Source organism: Maribacter halichondriae (genome assembly GCF_027474825.1).
GTDB classification, from domain to species: Bacteria; Bacteroidota; Bacteroidia; order Flavobacteriales; family Flavobacteriaceae; genus Meishania; species Meishania halichondriae.
Genome location: NZ_CP107030.1, coordinates 1,602,222 through 1,619,638, shown reverse-complemented (window position 1 = coordinate 1,619,638; position 17,417 = coordinate 1,602,222). Strand labels below are relative to the sequence as shown.

The window sequence follows — 17,417 nt, the reverse complement described above, 5'->3', positions numbered from 1 at the left end:
TCGGAAACGCTATTTCTGCGTTTCCGGGGAGGCCATGGAGAGGCCCAACAACTTCGCAATCGTCTTGGGAAAGTGTTCATATTCAAGTGCATGAACTTTTTCGGCTATCTTTTCAGTGGAGTCGTTCGATTTGATGGCAACTTTTTCTTGTGCTATAATGGCCCCTTCATCATAATTTTCGTTCACGTAATGTATAGTGATTCCGGTTTCGATATCCCCACTATCTTTTACGGCTTGATGCACGTGGTTACCATACATGCCTTTGCCGCCATATTTTGGTAAGAGCGCGGGATGGATGTTAATGATTTTCCCTGGAAAGGAACGAACGATCTTTTCCGGCATTTTCCAAAGAAATCCGGCGAGGACAATTAAATCCGGATTGAATGTTTTTAGTATGTCAAGTACACAATCAGTCGTGTAAAAGGCATTCCTATTGAAATATAGACCATTGATTTTCAAATTGTTGCATCTTTCCAAAACTTTGGCATCCCTTTTGTTAGTCAAGACAGCGGCTATAGTAACGTTCGGCTCGTTATGAAAGTAGCGTACTATGTTTTCAACATTAGATCCAGAACCAGAGGCAAAAAGTACAATACGTTTCATACAAAGAGAAAGACGATTACCGAAGAAGAATTATTTGGGGGCTAAAATACCATGTTTGTGTTTAAATTTCTTAAATTGACTGACATTTTAACGACAAATGGTGTTATTCAACCAAAGTTTTTTATTTTTGCCAACAATTTAAATTTTTAAAACCAATATTATTATGTCAGACATTGCATCAAGAGTTAAAGCTATCATTGTTGATAAACTGGGAGTTGATGAGAACGAAGTGGTATCAGAAGCTAGCTTTACCAACGACTTAGGGGCAGATTCATTGGATACTGTTGAGTTGATCATGGAATTCGAGAAAGAATTTGATATTCAAATCCCTGACGATCAAGCTGAGAACATCGCAACTGTTGGCCAGGCCATAAGTTATATAGAAGAAGCGAAGTAATTTTATGCTTTCTTGAACGCGTTTCAAAATTATCCATGTGGTAACCGTACTGCATGGATAATTTTTTTAATTTACCTTTGACATATAAGACCTAAAAAAAGCGCAATGCAGTTAAAACGAGTTGTGGTTACCGGGTTGGGTGCGCTAACACCGATAGGTAACAATATTCAGGAATATTGGGATGGTTTGGTGAACGGAAAGAGTGGCTGTGCACCGGTTACGTATTACGACACTGAAAAATTCAAGGTCAAATTCGCTTGTGAACTAAAGAATTACAATCCTGAGGATTATTTCGATCGTAAAGAAGCACGTAAGTTAGATCGCTTCGCACAATATGCGCTCATTTCTTCAGATGAGGCGATACTCGATTCGAAATTAAATTTAGACGATATCGACAAGTTCAGGGTCGGTGTTATTTGGGGAGCAGGAATTGGTGGACTTGAAACCTTTCAGAACGAGGTGATGAATTTTGCCAATGGTGATGGAACCCCTCGTTTCAACCCTTTCTTCATTCCTAAAATGATCGCAGATATCGCTCCAGGAAATATTTCCATTAAACATGGATTCATGGGACCGAACTATACCACGGTTTCGGCTTGTGCCTCTTCGGCAAATGCGATGATCGATGCCCTAAATTATATACGTTTAGGATATTGCGATGTTATAGTTACGGGAGGAAGTGAAGCTGCGGTAACCATTGCCGGAATGGGTGGTTTCGGTGCTATGCACGCCCTTTCAACTCGAAATGAGAGTCCTGAAACGGCGTCCAGACCTTTCGATGCTACCCGAGATGGATTTGTTCTAGGCGAAGGAGCAGGGGCCTTGATTCTTGAAGAATACGAGCATGCCAAAGCTAGGGGGCAAAAATATATGCCGAAGTTGTCGGTGGAGGCCTATCAAGTGACGCTTATCACATGACGGCCCCACATCCCGATGGAATCGGTGTTGTGCGCGTGATGCAGAATTGTTTGGCCGATGCTGGACTAAAACCGGAAGATGTAGATGCTATAAATACCCACGGTACTTCTACTCCCTTAGGTGATGTTGCCGAATTGAAAGCTATTTCCGAAGTTTTTGGAGAACATGCGCCGAACATCAATATCAATTCCACAAAATCAATGACCGGACACCTTTTGGGTGCGGCGGGGGCAATTGAAGCCATTGCCTCAATATTGGCTATGGAGCATGGTATTGTTCCGCCTACTATAAATCACACTACGGTCGATGAAAATATTGACCCTAAATTGAACCTGACGCTGAACAAACCCCAGAAAAGGGAAGTTAATGTCGCCTTGAGCAATACCTTTGGTTTCGGTGGCCACAACGCCTGCGTGGTTTTCAAGAAAATCAGTTAATTTAAAATGAATTTCCCATCTAATTTATTTAATTCCCATGCCAAAGAGGATGGGGATTTTTTTTTGGGGATGACTAAAATACTTGGATTCAAGCCTAAAAAATTAAAAATCTACAAAAAGGCTTTTCTACACCGATCGGCCAACAAAAAAGATAAGGATGGAAACCCAATGAACTACGAACGCCTCGAGTTTTTGGGAGACTCGATGCTGGGTACGATCATATCAAGACATATCTACGATGTCGTACCGCTGGGCGATGAGGGATACCTTACCAAAATGAGATCAAAAATCGTGAGTAGGGAACATCTTAACGAATTGGGCAAAGACCTGAATCTGATCAAGTTCGTCGAGAGCCGCATTCCGAAAACACATTTTGGGGAAAATATTCATGGCAACGTATTCGAGGCCTTGGTCGGAGCCATTTACCTAGATCGTGGTTACAGATATTGCGAAAAGTTCATCAATGAGCGCGTGATAGAGCCCTATGTAGACATTGAACAATTAGAGGGCAAAGTAATCAGTTATAAAAGTTTGGTCATCGAGTGGTGTCAAAAAGAAAAAAAGACTTTTGACTTCAATGTTTACGAAGATACTGGCAATGATGCACTTAAGCATTTTGCTGTCAAACTTTCCATAGACGGCGGCGTCATCGCCAAAGCCCGTGCCACCTCGAAGAAAAAAGCAGAAGAACGCGCATCAAAACGCGCCTTTTTTGCACTTCAAGACAAGATGGACAAATAGAAATACGGAAATTGATTTACCAAAACGTTATCATTTCCCGATTTTAGGTAAAACCAATAGCTCAACTAGGCTTTATTCGTTATTAATCCTATCTTTACATTTACGTTTTTGCAGATTTATGGCAGCAATACACAGGATTACCGAGGACCTTTATGAAGATTCTTTTGCCATTATTGCCGTACATAGCAGCCTTGAAGACCATGCCTTGGTATATGCCTTAAATCAAAATTTAAAGACCAAATTTAAAAGATGTTCGAAAGACTTGGAATTATCTCCGTTCACCACCTTCCCGATTTTTGAGTGGAACGATACTATAAACGATAGTTATTGGACATTGATTACCAATGGAAGTATTAAAAAACTGCATATAGCCGGGGAGGATCTTTTTGTCGATGAGCCTTCGTTCAGTAAACATTATGTTTTACCTGAATACAAAGAGGTCGATTATCTATTGAAAATCGAACAAGATGAATTGGACCACATCCATAAAATTGTGAAGAAGCTATTGGAAATGCCCAAAGTATTGACCGCATACAGAATAGACACAGAAAAACTAAAATCAAAGAACCACCTAATATTTTAATGAATGCCGACGAAGAAGAAAACCAAAATAGTGGCTACCCTAGGCCCCGCCACTAGTAAAAAAAATGTGCTGAAGAATATGATAGAGGCCGGTGTCGACGTCTTTAGAATCAATTTTTCACATGCCAATTATGAAGATGTTGCCGAAAGGATCAAAATGATCCGTGAGTTAAATGAAGAAATGGAGACCAATGTTTCCATTTTAGCGGACTTACAGGGCCCGAAACTCAGGGTCGGTGTCATGGCAGGTGAAGTTGTCGTATCTCCAGATGACGAGATAACCTTTGTTACGGGAAAACCCTTCGAAGGCACTGCTGAAAAAGTATATATGAACTATACCGCTTTCCCCAAAGATGTAAAACCGGGGGAACGCATTCTACTTGACGACGGTAAATTAATGTTCGAAGTGGTCACTACCAATGGCGAGAACGAAGTGAAGGCTAAAGTGATTCAAGGCGGACCTTTAAAATCCAAAAAAGGGGTGAACCTACCCAATACGAATATTTCGTTACCGGCACTTACTGAAAAGGATATCAAAGATGCCATTTTTGCTGTTTCACAAGATGTGGATTGGATCGCACTTTCCTTTGTGCGCTTTAGCCAAGATCTGATCGATCTACAGAATATCATCAAAGAACATTCAGAACATAAGATTCCGATTATCGCCAAAATAGAAAAACCGGAAGCCGTAGAAAACATTGATAAGATCGTGGCCTACTGTGACGGACTCATGGTGGCCCGTGGCGATTTGGGTGTTGAGGTTCCGGCCCAGGAAGTTCCATTGATCCAAAAGCAATTGGTATTACGTGCCAAAAAAGCACGTATTCCGGTGATTATTGCCACCCAGATGATGGAAACCATGATAACGAGCTTGACCCCGACAAGGGCCGAAGTAAATGATGTCGCCAACTCGGTAATGGATGGTGCAGACGCCGTAATGCTTTCGGGAGAAACCTCGGTAGGTAACTACCCCGTTCAGGTAATTGAAAAAATGACTAGTATTCTCAAAAGTGTCGAGGGATCCGAGTTGATTCAAGTACCACATGATCCACCGCATATTAGAACGAAAAGATACATCACCAAATCCATTTGTTATCACGCTGCGATTATGGCCAACGAGATCAAGGCGAAGGCAATTTCAACCTTGACCAACAGTGGCTATACGGCTTTTCAAATATCTGCCTGGCGACCGAGTGCCCATATTTTGGTGTTTACCTCCAATAGAAGAATACTGACTCAACTCAACTTGCTCTGGGGTGTAAAAGCATTTTATTACGATAAATACGTATCCACCGATGAGACTATCGAAGACGTAAATGCAATCGCCTGCAAAAAAGGCTTTTTGGATGTTGGCGATATGTTGATCAGCCTTGCGGCTATGCCCATAAAAGATAAGGGTATGGTCAACACACTTCGCGTGACCGAAATTGAAACCTGTAGTTTTTAAATAGAAAATTTTGAAAGAAAAACAAAAGTCCTGACCGCACAGATCAGGACTTTTTTATAGAACTTTAATTCTTTTTTAAGGGTTAAAATATACTGCACGATTAAATGGATCGTTAGTTTAGCATTTCCAAAAAAGTCACTTTGATAATAGATTTTATTGTAGCCATTTTGTGGAGCTTATCACCCTTTGGCGAGGCCAAAGTCGGTATTCCGTATGGTATGCTCAAAGGGCTGAATATCTATTGGGTCTTTCTGCTTTGTTTTCTTGCCAACGTACTTGTTTTTCCTATGATGATGTTTTTTTTGGAAAGAATCAATCGCTATCTGACCAAATGGACATTCTACAAGAAATCGGCATTGTTCGTCGCAAGAAAGGCGAAAACAGGTTCGGGGGACAAAATCAAAAAGTATGGTTTTTTCGGACTCGTTTTATTCGTGATGATTCCCTTGCCAGGTACAGGGGTTTATGCAGGTAGTATTGCCACGTATTTATTTAAGATTGAAAAGCAAAAAGCCTTCTGGGCCAATACCATCGGTATTTTTATCTCTTCGGCAATAATCTGGTTTGCTACCTTGGCCTCTATGAGAGCTATGTAATCTTCATTTTAATTTGCCTACAAGCAATATCAAAAGCGTCTAAAAATCAAACTTCAACTGTACCGAAACCGATTCTTGTACGAGTTCGGTTTTCTTTTTTTCAGTATTGAGATTGGCCAACGAAATACCCAGCAAACGTACCGAATTTTGTAATTCTTCTTGATAGAGCAATTCTTTGGCAGTTTCAAGAATAAGGTTCTTGTTGGCAACAAAATAGGGGAGGGTCTTGCTTCTGGTATTCAAAGTAAAATCACTGTATTTTATTTTTAAGGTCACGGTTTTCCCGGCAATTTTTGATTTTGTCAAGCGTCGCTCCAACTCTTCGGCAATATGATCTAAACGTTCCAGCATAAAGATTTCACTACTGAGGTTTTCACTAAAGGTACGTTCGGCACCCACCGATTTCGGAATGCGGTGCGGTTTAACCTCACTGTTGTGAACGCCGCGAACGACATGATAATAATACGATCCACTCTTTCCGAATTTCTCCGCCAAAAACTCCTCGGACTTTTCTTTGAGGTCTTTACCTGTAAAAATTCCGAGTTTGTACATTTTCTGGGCAGTCACTTTGCCCACACCATAGAATTTTCTGATTTCCAATTCTTCCAGAAATTGTATGACTTCTTCAGGATTCACGGTTTTCTGCCCGTTGGGTTTATTGATATCGCTGGCGACCTTGGCAATAAATTTATTGATGGAAATTCCTGCGGAAGCGGCCAATCCGACTTCATCAAAAATTCGTTTTCTGATTTCTTGGGCAATAAAAGTAGCCGACGGATTTCCTTTTTTATTTATGGTAACATCCAAATAGGCCTCATCCAAAGAAAGCGGTTCGACCAGGTCAGTATAGTCGAAAAAAATACTTCGTATCTGTTTAGAGATTTCTTTGTACCGGGCGAATCGAGGTTTGACAAAAATAATATGCGGACAGTTCTTTTTCGCCAAATAGCCACTCATAGCACTTCTCACCCCATATTTTCTTGCTTCGTAGTTGGCGGCGGAGACCACGCCCCTTTTTTCACTTCCTCCGACCGCAACTGGTTTCCCCTTCAATTCAGGATTGTCCAATTCCTCTACGGAAGCATAAAATGCATCCATATCTACATGGATGATTTTTCGTAAAAGGAAATCCATCTCCATATTGTAAATTTATAACAACTTCGATAAGAACCTATGGTAGAAATAGAACGAAAGTTTTTGGTAACCTCTCATGGCTATCGTAAAGAAGCCATATCCAAAGAGCGAATTGTTCAGGGGTTTCTCAATACCCATAAAGAAAGAACGGTCAGGGTTCGTATTTCTGGGGACTTTGGGTATTTGACCATAAAAGGCAAATCGAATGTCTCAGGAACGTCGCGTTTTGAATGGGAAACCGAAATTTCGGTTGAGGATGCGGAGAACCTTCTTGACCTTTGTGAAGAGGGCATAATCGAAAAAACAAGGTTCAAAATCCCCGTTGGAAAACATATTTTCGAGGTGGATGAATTTTATGGAGAAAACCAAGGATTGATTATTGCGGAGGTGGAACTGAACGATGAAAACGAAACTATCGAAAAGCCCGAATGGCTTGGCGAAGAGGTAACCGGAAACGTCAACTATTACAACTCACAATTAAGCAAACAACCCTATAAAACCTGGAAAAAATGAAATCAATGATTTATTTGATACTGTGTCTAGCCATAGTATCCTGTAAAAAGGAAGTCAAGGATAAAGAAGAAAATACTTTTGCTTTTGAGGAAGAACCGGAAACGATAAAAACAGCCAAAGAACGTAAAGAGGAGCTGACATCCAAAGGTTTCGAAATATTCGATTATGTCGATGAAGAGACCAAAGATACCGTACTCATGCAACAGTATTTTATCGCCTTTTTGAAACGAGGGCCTAATCGCTCGCAAAACAAAGAGGAAGAGGATGGTTTACAAGCCCTCCACATGGCCCATTTGGGAAGCATGTACGAACAAGGTTTTGCCGATATTTCAGGTCCGTTCGGAGATGATGGAGATATTCGTGGGATTACCATTTACAATGTGCCTACACAAAAAATGGCCGATAGTCTTGCGAATTCAGACCCGATGGTACAGGCGGGCAGATTACAAATCGAAATACACCCATGGTGGGCCGCAAAGGGTTTCTCTTTGAGATAAGCGTTTTTTATGAGGCCATAACACCTTCTTTCTCAATCAAGGGAAGGTGCACAAGGTTTTGCTCCATCACCGTGTTTTTTTCGAACACAAAACGTTTTTCATATAATTTACCATCTGCAAAAAAGGTAAGGAAGAATTCATTGTTCAAGGTCAGCACCTCTTCTTGCAACAATTCGATTTTTTCGAAAGACTTAGCCCCGACCACCCCGATACCATGGCGCATAGTCGATGTTTTCTTGTCTTCATCAAATCCTTTTGAGACTACAATGACCATCTCTATTAGGTCCGGTCGATTGTTAAGCACATAGGCGTTCCAGTCTTTAGAGAGAAAATCATCGCTCCACTCCTGAACGATGGCAATATGAACATCTTTGGCAATGGGTATTTCGATATCTTTCTTCAACGGAAAAGTTTAAAAGGCACTTTTGAACTGCTCCAAAAACCGTACATCGTTCTCGCTCAACAACCGAATATCTGAGATTTGATGAAGTAACAGGGCAATACGGTCGATACCCATACCAAAGGCAAAACCGGAATATTCCTCAGGGTCGATTCCACAGTTCGTCAATACATTCGGGTCGACCATTCCACAGCCCATAATTTCAAGCCAACCAGTGCCCTTGGTCATACGGTAGTCGGTCTCGGTCTCAAGCCCCCAATAAACATCGACTTCTGCACTTGGTTCTGTAAAAGGGAAATAGGAAGGGCGCAAGCGTATTTTTGATTTCCCGAAAAGCTCGGTCGTAAAAAATTGTAACGTTTGTTTTAAATCTGCAAATGACACATCCTTATCAATATAAAGTCCCTCGACTTGATGAAAAAAACAATGTGAACGTGCTGAAATAGCCTCGTTGCGGTATACCCTTCCGGGGGATATCGTTCGGATCGGCGGCTTGTTATTTTCCATATACCGTACCTGAACCGATGAGGTATGGGTGCGGAGCAAAATATCGGGGTTTGTCTGAACGAAGAATGTATCTTGCATATCTCTTGCAGGGTGATACTCCGGAAGATTCAAGGCCGTGAAATTATGCCAATCATCTTCTATCTCAGGCCCTTCGGATACGTTGAAACCTATTCTAGAAAAAATCTCGATGATTTGGTTTTTTACAATGGAAATGGGATGCCTGGCTCCTAATTCGATAGGCTCTCCTGGTCGGGTCAAATCGCCATAAATACCTTCTTCTACCGAACTGTTTTCCAGAGCCTCTTTCAATTCAGCTACTTTATCGGTGGCCTTTTGCTTTAGGGTATTGATTGCTTGACCGAACTCTTTTTTTTGATCGTTTGCTACATTCTTGAACCCACTGAAGAAATCGTTCAACAATCCTTTTTTTCCTAAATACTTGATTCTGAAAGCTTCTACCGCTTCAGGTGAGTCCGCTGAGAATTTTTCAACCTCGGCAATATGTTCTTTTATTTTGTCGATCATGATGCAAAACTAAGTCAGCAAATTTAAAACTTTATGGGGAAGTAAGTCTTGTTATGAGATTAAAAACCGCCTTTCTGAATCTCAGGAGGCGGTTTTGAATGTTACTTACTGGCCAGTTAAACGACATCCTTCACATTTGACTTGACCCATTCTAAACATTCTTCGAAGGTATCGAAAATATGTTCTTCGGGAATCAGGTCGGGAATAACATCCACCCGCTCCATCATATATCGGGGTTGGCGCAATACATCGACAAAGAGTACATTGATGTTCGATTTTCTTAAGTCGATGAGAATGTCTTCCAAGGTATAAAGGCCAGATTGATCCATATATTGCATGCGGTCCATTCGAATAATGACTGTGGATGCCGTATCCGGAATTTGTTCGGCAAGTGCCTGAAATTCACTAGTGGAGCCAAAAAACAAGGGCCCTTTAAGATGCTTGATAAAAACCTCTTCACGAAGGTTCTTAGGAAAGTCCGATTCATCGGCCCAAGCCTTTTCTTTTTCCAAGCTCTTAACGTCAGAGCGTTCGGCAGTTAAATCGCCCATCTTCTTCATGAACATCAAAGAGGCGATAACGAGACCGATGCCTACGGCGTAAATCAAATCCCAAAAAGTAGCAAGAGCCATTACCGTAAGCATAATGATGACCTCTGAACTCAATTTGATAGGCCCGAAGCTGATATCTTTAGGTAAGCTGGGAATGGCTTTCAATCCCTTGTAATCCATTACGCTGATTCCCACTGTAATCAAAATACCGGCCAAAACCGCTGCAGGAATTTGAGATGCCACCGGACCAAGCGTCAATAAGATCATCAATAGCAGTACGCCGGCAATCATTCCCGAAAGTTTGGTCTTGCCCCCTGAGTTGATATTTATGACCGTTCTTATGGTAGCACCGGCTCCGGGAAGACCTGCAAAAATCGCAGCGATACTGTTTCCGATTCCTTGACCTACCAATTCTTTGTTCGGTTTGTGTTTGGTCTTCGTCATATTATCGGCGACAACGGAAGTCAACAATGAATCAATTGCGCCCAAAAGTGCTAGAGTCAATGCGGTAAAAATGTAGGGGGTTATTGCCTGCAACTTAAATTCGGTAAAAATTTCGAGCCTTGGCATGGGCAGCCCCTCAGGTATTTGCTCAATGGCACGATAGTCTAGGCCGAAACCATAGGCCACGCCTGAAACAACAATAAGTCCAACCAACGTACTCGGTACCGCCGTCGTAATTTTCTTAAAACCAAAAATGATAATTATGGTCGCTAGGGTCAATGCCAACTCAAGCCAATTGATGTTTTTCAGTGCTTTCGGTAATACGTTTATTGCCCCGATGACACCTGATGCTTTCGAAGCGGCCAAAGTTTGGGCTTCCTCTAAAATAGCCGGCTCGGTAACTTCGTGAGATCTTTTGATGGTCTCCTCAAAATCTTCCAATACTAAAATGCCTTCGCCAGCTTCTTCTCTCAATATATTTTCAAGAATCAGTTCTTCGGCCTCAGGCTTGAATTGGTCTACGAATGTGGAATCTTCCTTCGGGTAATACCCAAGGGCCGGTAAAATCTGGGTAATGATAATAATAAGTCCAATAGCGGTCATAAAGCCCGATACTACAGGATAAGGAATGTACCGTATGTATTTTCCAAGACCAAGAAGTCCTAATCCTATTTGAAAGAGGCCTGCCAATAGGAAGACCGTGAGAATTGCCGGCAAAGCTTTTTCAACACTTCCATCATATATCGCAATGATACCTGCGATGATGACCATGCTAACTGCGGTCATCGGAGCCGTCGGCCCTGAAATCTGGGTGTTAGTACCGCCAAAGAGAGCGGCAAAAAAACTAATGAAGATAGCTCCGTAGAGTCCCGCACTGGGGCCAAGACCTGAACTTACGCCAAAGGCAAGGGCTAAGGGTAGCGCAACGATCCCGGCAGTAATACCGCCAAAAAGATCGCCCTTGAGATTGGAAAAGAGATTTTTCATAAAGTTTTATTTTCTGGAATGATTAAGATAAAGCTTTTTGGCAATAAAAAAGCCAATGCAAAGGCATTGGCTTTGTTCTAACGGATTAGCTGTTAGCTCATAAAAGTAACACTTCCGTCTTTAATATCGTACATAGCACCGACGATTTTTATTTCACCATTATCTTCCATCTCCTTTAAAACAGGACTTAAACTACGAGTGTTCTCAATCGTCATTTTAACGTTCTTTCGAGCGACGGCATTTACAAAATCAATATTGCCCGAATTGCGCAAGCCGGCATCGGAAGGTTCGGGTACGGCGGCAACCGCAGGTTTTATTTTATGCAATAAAGTAGTTAGATTACCCAACTTGGCATCATCGCACGCCCCTTTGACGGCTCCGCAGGCGGTGTGGCCAAGAACAACTACCACTTTGGTGCCAGCTAACTTGCAAGCAAACTCGATACTTCCCAACAAATCTTCGTTCACAATGTTTCCCGCGACCCGTGCACTGAAAATATCCCCCACACCCTGGTCAAAAATCAATTCGGCAGAAACCCTGGAATCGATACAACTTAATATGGTCGCGAAGGGGTATTGCCCAGAAGCGGTATCACCAACCTGTTCCAATAAATCGCGATCCGCCTTTTTGTTCGCAGCGAATCTTTCGTTTCCTTCTTTTAACATTTCTATGGCCGAATCTGGTGTAATCGCTGCCTGTGTTTCTTTAGTCTGTGCTTTCATGGTACTATTTTTTATTTTTCTGTTAATATGTCGTCTTATATTTTTGCTTTCCGCTAACTAATAATGTTACATCAAGCTTGCCGATCATGCTAGTGATATCCGGCATCATTGAGTTCTGTATTTGATCAGGGTCTTTCTTCGTTCTATCTATGGACAATACATTGATGTTATTTTTTGATAGATAGTTAGAAAGGTTCTTGACCGTACTATCATTGTGCTCAAATACATATTCTATTGTTCCTTTATCCGTGGATTTTGAAAGTTGCTTTGCCGATGCTGAGTTTTTGATAATCTTGAACGATTTCAACGGTTTTTGGGTATGTTCCATTAATTCTTCGGCGAATTCCAAATTGAAAGAGGGTTCAGAACTATTTAAAGTGCCGAAAGCGATTTCTTTGTTCGGAACTAGGCAACCTTTATCGGAAGCGATCATCAACACACCATCATGTACATTCAAAATGAATTCGGTAATACTATCACCGATTAATTTAAAAGGTTTAGATTTTCGCTTGCCGAGTACTACGATATCTGGTCGACTTTTTTCAATATAATCACTAATTTCATTTTTCACATTACCGAAGACAAATGAATAATTTATATCTATTCCGAATTCTTTTGATATAGGGCCAGTTAAACTCTTCATTTGCCTGTCTACCTTGGTATGCTTATCGTTAATGGTGCGCATAGCTGATAGTTGATTGTCACTCTCTACTATATCAGAAGGTTTTTTTACATAAAAAACTTCAATGTCACCATGAATTATCTTAGCTAGACCCACCGTGCTTTTAAGAGTTTTATAAGAAGATTTGCCCAAATCTGTAAGCACCACTATTTTGTATTTTCTTTTACTTGATTTCATGATTTTTTAATTTAAGCTGATTTTGGCCTTAATTTGAAGAACTCGATAAAGCTTGGAGGGTTTTCGACCATACCCCGCTCAGAAATCAAATGTATATCGATATTTCTTTCTTTCGCCTTGAACGCAAAATCATCAAGAATTTCGATAATGTCATTGTCGAGATATCTTGTTTTTCGTACATCCAATTCTAAATAGGTGTCTCTTGGAAGACTATCAAGCTCTTTTAAAATGGCGCCTTTGTTAAAGAAGGTAACCTCTTCGGCAAGTGTCATTTTTATCTTGTGCTTTCCATTACTCTTATCCTCAATATGCAAAAAGTGCGAGTTTTGATAGCTTTTTATGAGGATAACTATAATACCTACCCCGAGCCCAAGGCCGATACCTACCAAAAGATCTGTAAAAATAATACCCAAAACGGTTACGACGAACGGCACGAATTGTTTCCAGCCCAAATCGTACATTGTTTTGAACAGCGTGGGTTTTGCCAATTTGTAGCCAACGATAAAAAGTATGGCCGCTAAAACGGAAAGAGGAATCATGTTCAGTAATCTCGGAATCAGAATGACCGAAATCAATAAAAAGAAGCCGTGAATTATGGCCGATGCCTTTGTTCTGCCGCCTGATTGAATATTGGCCGAGCTGCGAACGATCACTTGGGTGATGGGCAACCCGCCGATCAGCCCCGAGACAATATTGCCCGTACCTTGCGCCAGTAATTCACGATTGGTAGGAGTAACCCTTTTTTCGGGGTCAAGCTTATCGGTTGCCTCTACACAAAGTAGGGTTTCAAGACTTGCCACCAACGCAATGGTAAATGCGGTAATCCATATCTGCGGATTCCCGATTGCTCCAAAATTAGGAAAACTGAACTGTGCCAGAAAAGAGGAAGCATCCTCAGGAACAGGAACACTTACCAAATGATTTGATGAAATGCCCCACAACTCACTGTCCTTTGTCAGATTGTAGAAAATGATACCCACAACCACGGCAACCAAAGGACCTTGTACAAGTTGAAAGAACTTGCCTTTTTTTGACAAAACGTTGCTCCACAATATTAAAATGGTAAGTCCTATAACGGCTATCAAGGTCGCCCCTGGACTGATATTGTTGAACGTTTGTAAAATTTCGGAGAACGTGTTTTCCCCATCGACCTGGAAAAAGGCGAAATCACCTTCGGGATCAGCATCATATCCGAAGAAATGCGGAATCTGTTTCAAAATAATGATGATTCCGATACCGGTCAACATCCCCTTGATTACAGATGAAGGAAAATAGTATCCTATAATCCCTGCTTTTAAAAATCCAAAGACCAATTGAATGACGCCACCCAGAACCACTGCGAGCAAAAAATTCTCCCAACTGCCCAAGGTACCGATGGTAACTAGCACGATAGCGGCCAAACCAGCGGCCGGGCCACTTACCCCGATTTGTGAACCGCTAATGGCGCCTACCACGATTCCGCCAACAATACCAGCAATCAAGCCTGAAAATAAGGGAGCTCCACTTGCCAATGCAATACCCAAACAAAGGGGCAGTGCTACAAAAAATACAACGATACTTGCAGGCAAGTCGTTTTTTAAATATTTGAACATATCATAAAGTTATTGTGCCTTCAAAAGGAAGTGAAGACAGGTTAGTCAATTTAAAAAAAGAATTAAGATTAAGACTAACCGATATATTCGGGAGGGGGAAGAAGTATTTCTAGGGTATGATCTAAATAACCTAAGGGATGATATCCATCCATCATAGATTTTTTTGACTGTGCAATCAGTGAAAAATCGGACATGCCGTCATTTACGATTTTTTCTTCGGCCTGCGATTTTTTACCGGACTCCTGCTGCTCCTCTTCATTGAGATTGGTCACCACAACCGGATTGTCAACATCAAATAGAGTATTCACGCTCGGTGTCACAATGGCAAAGAGCCATAGTATGAGAAGCGAAATACGTGCAAATTTCTTCATGTGGCGTGTAAAGAGCGTAAATATAAAAGTAATACTATCAACTTATTGTTAAGAAAAGTTTAAAAATCTTTCAATACTCTGATACTTTCTTTGGGAACCCAACCTGTCTTGCCATCGGCAATCTTGATTTTTTGAAACTCGTTCAGTTCATCCAGCACATTTACTTTTGTGCCTTCATGTAGCGTAAATACTTCTTGACTGCGATCGTTTGGCTCAGAGCGAATGGCAATCTCTTCTGAGAAGACGATGGCAGGGCGGTCTGATGTAAAATCGCTGAATTGTACAAATGCGAATATGACTGAAACTATGGCGATAAATAATGATACCAGACTTGCAATAAAAGCGATGCGTTTACGTGTGGAATATCTAAAATAGTAGAATGCAATATATAGTAGCACGAATAAAATCATAAAGATAACCGCAGTTTTGGCCCATTGGTCAAAGGATAGAAACCCCGTTAGGTTTTTTTGATTTTTGATAATCCGGTTTCGGGCATTTCATCGATAGCGTCAAGAGTCATATTTTGGGCATAGGCCAGATTGTTCTTGATTTCTGAATCGTTAGGGCGCAACAATAGGGCTTTTTCATAGTAATAGATGCTTGGGGCGATTTGGTTCAGTTTGTAATACGAATTGCCTAAATTGAAATAGACTTCCGCGGAATGTTGACCATTTTCTAAAATTTCCAAATAGTTTTGGATAGCATTTTCATAATTACCCCCATTGTAAGCTTTCGATGCTTCGCTGAACAGAGCTTCGTTTTGGCCGGAAACCGAAAAGCAGATCAGTAACAGAAGAAATGTCATCAACTTTTTCATAATTGCTTGTCCATTTGTGAAATTACCTCGCTCGCCTTATCATAATCTTGCTGCATCTGTACATCTGAGAATGGACTATACCTTGCCATTTCGCAGTTTTTTAGGAGGCCTATGAATCCATCTTTGGTGGCATCATCGACTTGTTTTTGTATAAGTAACGAGGCGATTTTATCCTTACTGAATTCACTGGTCTCTATTTTCAATTTGGCCTTTAGATAGTTGTGCAAGCCTTTTTCAAGTGCCACATAAAAAGCTTCTTTGTTGCCCAATGCCTTTTTCGCAGTAGAAAGATATTTTCTCGCTAGACGGTTGGCCTTCTTAATTCTGTTTCCGGCGACATCGCCTGCAATCGCTTCTCGCTTCTTTCTTAATAGTATTGCGACAGGGATCAGTAGTAACGGCAATAATAACCATAGATAAAAACATGTCGAGCCAAAGAAATAGTTGGTGCCGATCGCCGATAAATTGGGTTTCAATTTGATAAAGTTGAATTGGTCGCCTGTGACCTGAACTTTCTGTCGGTTACCCGCGGAAGGAATTACACCATCACCAGAGGCATTGTTCGGACCCTTCATGACATTGATTACAATTTCTTTTGAATTAATAGTATTGTACTTCTCGGTCTTGGGGTCGAAATAGGAAAAGGAAATGCTGGGGATGGGATACTTTCCCCTGAAAGAAGGTACGATAGTATAGTTATTGCTTACTTTACCTTGAGATCCGGATAGTGTGGTACGGACACTTTCTTCAAACTCTGGTTCGTAAACTTCCAAAGAACTTGGCAAATTGGGTTCAGGAAGTTGAAAGAGCTTCAAGTTCCCCTTGCCGCTTACCTCGACTTTTGCCTGCAACGATTCAGAAGCATTAAGGTTGGTTTTACTCGTAGTGACCGAAAAACCAAAATTGCCCACGGCACCACTGAAATTAGCAGGTTTACCGGCGGTGGGCAGTGCCTTCACTTGTATGGTACGGTTGCCCGCCGAAACTGTTTTGTTCGTCTGGGTAAAAATCCGTTGTCCGAAAAAATCTCTTTTATTGGTCGGCACATCAACGGTAACTTCGAGTGAAAGGGGCTCGATTTCGAGTTTCCCTGCTTTTTGAGGATACAGAACGACCCTTTTCAAAACAACGTAACGATAAGGCTTACCCTTGTAAGTGCCATTTTCAGCTGATAATCTTGATACCGGAATGTCTTGGCTCCAAAAGTTGTTGTATTTAGGATTGTCCAAAGGATGATAATTGGACACACTGATATTAGGACTTACATATAACTTGTAGACCACACTGATGGCCTCGTTCAAATAGGGGCTAGCTTTCGATACTTCGGCCACCAAATGGAGGCTTTCGTCGGCAACATCGTCCGCGGTTTTCTCATCGCTCGGCTTGTCGACCGCTGGCCCCACAGTAACTTTTTTAGTCGCCGTCTTATAAATTTCCCCACTTATTTCTACGGTTGCCTGCTTAATGGTAAATGTACCTTGGGCGGTAGGCTGTAAAAAATAAGTAAAGCTCTGTTCATAGCTTCTTACCCCGTTTACCCAACTGTTGCTAATCTGCGTAGAAGGACCCATCAATACGCGAAAATCCTCAAAATCGGGAGGGGTGAAATTGTCGCCATTTTTATTCATGACGAATTCTACCCGTAACCTTTCGTTGATACCCAGCTTCTCTTTACTTAATCGTAGCTCGAAAGTGACCGCATCATCATCTTGTGCGCTCAGCCCGAAGGCCAAGAACAGCATTGAAAACAACGAAATGTATTTTTTAATCGACATTA

Annotated in this window: 19 protein-coding genes and 1 pseudogene; 8 read left to right on the top strand and 12 right to left on the bottom strand. The window is 41.4% G+C overall.

The features are described from left to right. Positions 1–9: 9 nt before the first annotated feature. A complete protein-coding gene (purN, locus tag N8A86_RS07370; protein WP_273568449.1) occupies positions 10–603 on the bottom strand; it encodes a phosphoribosylglycinamide formyltransferase in 594 nt (197 codons plus the stop codon). Between the two features lie 163 nt (positions 604–766). Here purN and N8A86_RS07365 point away from each other — a divergent pair, with 163 nt between their 5' ends. The 6 genes and pseudogenes from N8A86_RS07365 to N8A86_RS07340 all read left to right on the top strand — a co-directional run bounded on the left by N8A86_RS07365 (position 767) and on the right by N8A86_RS07340 (position 5,721). After that, positions 767–1,000 (top strand): acyl carrier protein, encoded by a 234-nt coding sequence (locus N8A86_RS07365; protein ID WP_047247024.1) that lies wholly within the window; start codon positions 767–769, stop codon positions 998–1,000. Between the two features lie 105 nt (positions 1,001–1,105). Next, positions 1,106–2,355, top strand: a pseudogene (gene fabF, locus N8A86_RS07360) (beta-ketoacyl-ACP synthase II). Between the two features lie 6 nt (positions 2,356–2,361). Beyond that, a complete protein-coding gene (gene rnc, locus N8A86_RS07355; protein WP_273568448.1) occupies positions 2,362–3,096 on the top strand; it encodes a ribonuclease III in 735 nt (244 codons plus the stop codon). A 118-nt stretch (positions 3,097–3,214) separates the two neighbouring features. Next, positions 3,215–3,679: an IPExxxVDY family protein gene (locus tag N8A86_RS07350; RefSeq protein WP_273568447.1), complete on the top strand. Its 465-nt coding sequence runs from the start codon at positions 3,215–3,217 to the stop codon at positions 3,677–3,679. Between the two features lie 3 nt (positions 3,680–3,682). Continuing rightward, a complete protein-coding gene (gene pyk / locus N8A86_RS07345; RefSeq protein WP_273568446.1) occupies positions 3,683–5,125 on the top strand; it encodes a pyruvate kinase in 1,443 nt (480 codons plus the stop codon). A 140-nt stretch (positions 5,126–5,265) separates the two neighbouring features. Continuing rightward, positions 5,266–5,721, top strand: a complete 456-nt coding sequence (locus N8A86_RS07340; RefSeq protein WP_273568445.1) for a COG2426 family protein — start codon at positions 5,266–5,268, stop codon at positions 5,719–5,721. Positions 5,722–5,760: 39 nt separating this feature from the next. On the opposite strand, the gene dinB is transcribed toward N8A86_RS07340, so the two are convergent. Further along, positions 5,761–6,861, bottom strand: a complete 1,101-nt coding sequence (dinB, locus tag N8A86_RS07335; RefSeq protein ID WP_273568444.1) for a DNA polymerase IV — start codon at positions 6,859–6,861, stop codon at positions 5,761–5,763. Positions 6,862–6,894: 33 nt separating this feature from the next. On the opposite strand from dinB, the gene N8A86_RS07330 reads away from it, so the two are divergent. Together N8A86_RS07330 and N8A86_RS07325 are read left to right on the top strand one after the other, a co-directional pair. Beyond that, entirely contained in the window at positions 6,895–7,368 is a 474-nt protein-coding gene (locus N8A86_RS07330) for a CYTH domain-containing protein (protein WP_273568443.1), read from the top strand. Continuing rightward, positions 7,356–7,865 carry a YciI family protein gene (locus N8A86_RS07325; RefSeq protein WP_430682196.1) on the top strand — a complete coding sequence of 170 codons (510 nt, stop codon included), beginning with the start codon at positions 7,356–7,358 and terminating at the stop codon, positions 7,863–7,865. Before N8A86_RS07330 ends, N8A86_RS07325 begins: the two co-directional genes overlap by 13 nt. A 7-nt stretch (positions 7,866–7,872) precedes the next feature. Here N8A86_RS07325 and N8A86_RS07320 read toward each other — a convergent pair whose 3' ends face one another. The 10 genes from N8A86_RS07320 to N8A86_RS07280 all read right to left on the bottom strand — a co-directional run bounded on the left by N8A86_RS07320 (position 7,873) and on the right by N8A86_RS07280 (position 17,415). Next, positions 7,873–8,268: a hypothetical protein gene (locus N8A86_RS07320; RefSeq protein WP_273568441.1), complete on the bottom strand. Its 396-nt coding sequence runs from the start codon at positions 8,266–8,268 to the stop codon at positions 7,873–7,875. Between the two features lie 9 nt (positions 8,269–8,277). After that, on the bottom strand, positions 8,278–9,297 hold the full coding sequence (pheS, locus tag N8A86_RS07315) for a phenylalanine--tRNA ligase subunit alpha (protein ID WP_273568440.1): 1,020 nt from the start codon (positions 9,295–9,297) through the stop codon (positions 8,278–8,280). Positions 9,298–9,413: 116 nt separating this feature from the next. After that, positions 9,414–11,279 carry a SulP family inorganic anion transporter gene (locus N8A86_RS07310; protein WP_273568439.1) on the bottom strand — a complete coding sequence of 622 codons (1,866 nt, stop codon included), beginning with the start codon at positions 11,277–11,279 and terminating at the stop codon, positions 9,414–9,416. A gap of 92 nt (positions 11,280–11,371) precedes the next feature. Continuing rightward, complete coding sequence (locus tag N8A86_RS07305; RefSeq protein ID WP_273568438.1) at positions 11,372–12,001, bottom strand: carbonic anhydrase family protein; 630 nt, start codon at positions 11,999–12,001, stop codon at positions 11,372–11,374. Positions 12,002–12,023: 22 nt separating this feature from the next. Continuing rightward, positions 12,024–12,860: a universal stress protein gene (locus N8A86_RS07300; protein ID WP_273568437.1), complete on the bottom strand. Its 837-nt coding sequence runs from the start codon at positions 12,858–12,860 to the stop codon at positions 12,024–12,026. Between the two features lie 11 nt (positions 12,861–12,871). After that, positions 12,872–14,452 carry a SulP family inorganic anion transporter gene (locus N8A86_RS07295; RefSeq protein WP_273568436.1) on the bottom strand — a complete coding sequence of 527 codons (1,581 nt, stop codon included), beginning with the start codon at positions 14,450–14,452 and terminating at the stop codon, positions 12,872–12,874. A 74-nt stretch (positions 14,453–14,526) separates the two neighbouring features. Beyond that, positions 14,527–14,823: a hypothetical protein gene (locus tag N8A86_RS07290; protein ID WP_273568435.1), complete on the bottom strand. Its 297-nt coding sequence runs from the start codon at positions 14,821–14,823 to the stop codon at positions 14,527–14,529. A 59-nt stretch (positions 14,824–14,882) separates the two neighbouring features. Then, on the bottom strand, positions 14,883–15,233 hold the full coding sequence (locus N8A86_RS21515; protein ID WP_337251770.1) for an SH3 domain-containing protein: 351 nt from the start codon (positions 15,231–15,233) through the stop codon (positions 14,883–14,885). 47 nt (positions 15,234–15,280) lie between these two features. Beyond that, on the bottom strand, positions 15,281–15,640 hold the full coding sequence (locus N8A86_RS21510; protein ID WP_337251769.1) for a tetratricopeptide repeat protein: 360 nt from the start codon (positions 15,638–15,640) through the stop codon (positions 15,281–15,283). Continuing rightward, positions 15,637–17,415, bottom strand: coding sequence for a BatD family protein (locus N8A86_RS07280; RefSeq protein WP_273568434.1), 1,779 nt, complete (start codon positions 17,413–17,415; stop codon positions 15,637–15,639). The genes N8A86_RS21510 and N8A86_RS07280 overlap by 4 nt, the downstream gene beginning before the upstream one ends. Between the last annotated feature and the right edge of the window lie 2 nt (positions 17,416–17,417).

Bases quoted from the DNA above. Each gene is read 5' to 3' on its own strand.
- purN (WP_273568449.1), bottom strand. From the start codon at position 603: ATGAAACGTATTGTACTTTTTGCCTCTGGTTCTGGATCTAATGTTGAA.
- N8A86_RS07330 (WP_273568443.1), top strand. From the start codon at position 6,895: ATGGTAGAAATAGAACGAAAGTTTTTGGTAACCTCTCATGGCTATCGT.
- N8A86_RS07280 (WP_273568434.1), bottom strand. From the start codon at position 17,415: ATGTCGATTAAAAAATACATTTCGTTGTTTTCAATGCTGTTCTTGGCC.
- N8A86_RS07295 (WP_273568436.1), bottom strand. From the start codon at position 14,452: ATGTTCAAATATTTAAAAAACGACTTGCCTGCAAGTATCGTTGTATTT.
- N8A86_RS07305 (WP_273568438.1), bottom strand. From the start codon at position 12,001: ATGAAAGCACAGACTAAAGAAACACAGGCAGCGATTACACCAGATTCG.
- pheS (WP_273568440.1), bottom strand. From the start codon at position 9,297: ATGATCGACAAAATAAAAGAACATATTGCCGAGGTTGAAAAATTCTCA.
- N8A86_RS07350 (WP_273568447.1), top strand. From the start codon at position 3,215: ATGGCAGCAATACACAGGATTACCGAGGACCTTTATGAAGATTCTTTT.
- pyk (WP_273568446.1), top strand. From the start codon at position 3,683: ATGCCGACGAAGAAGAAAACCAAAATAGTGGCTACCCTAGGCCCCGCC.
- rnc (WP_273568448.1), top strand. From the start codon at position 2,362: ATGAATTTCCCATCTAATTTATTTAATTCCCATGCCAAAGAGGATGGG.
- N8A86_RS07310 (WP_273568439.1), bottom strand. From the start codon at position 11,279: ATGAAAAATCTCTTTTCCAATCTCAAGGGCGATCTTTTTGGCGGTATT.
- N8A86_RS07290 (WP_273568435.1), bottom strand. From the start codon at position 14,823: ATGAAGAAATTTGCACGTATTTCGCTTCTCATACTATGGCTCTTTGCC.
- N8A86_RS21515 (WP_337251770.1), bottom strand. From the start codon at position 15,233: ATGATTTTATTCGTGCTACTATATATTGCATTCTACTATTTTAGATAT.
- N8A86_RS07300 (WP_273568437.1), bottom strand. From the start codon at position 12,860: ATGAAATCAAGTAAAAGAAAATACAAAATAGTGGTGCTTACAGATTTG.
- dinB (WP_273568444.1), bottom strand. From the start codon at position 6,861: ATGGAGATGGATTTCCTTTTACGAAAAATCATCCATGTAGATATGGAT.
- N8A86_RS07365 (WP_047247024.1), top strand. From the start codon at position 767: ATGTCAGACATTGCATCAAGAGTTAAAGCTATCATTGTTGATAAACTG.
- N8A86_RS21510 (WP_337251769.1), bottom strand. From the start codon at position 15,640: ATGAAAAAGTTGATGACATTTCTTCTGTTACTGATCTGCTTTTCGGTT.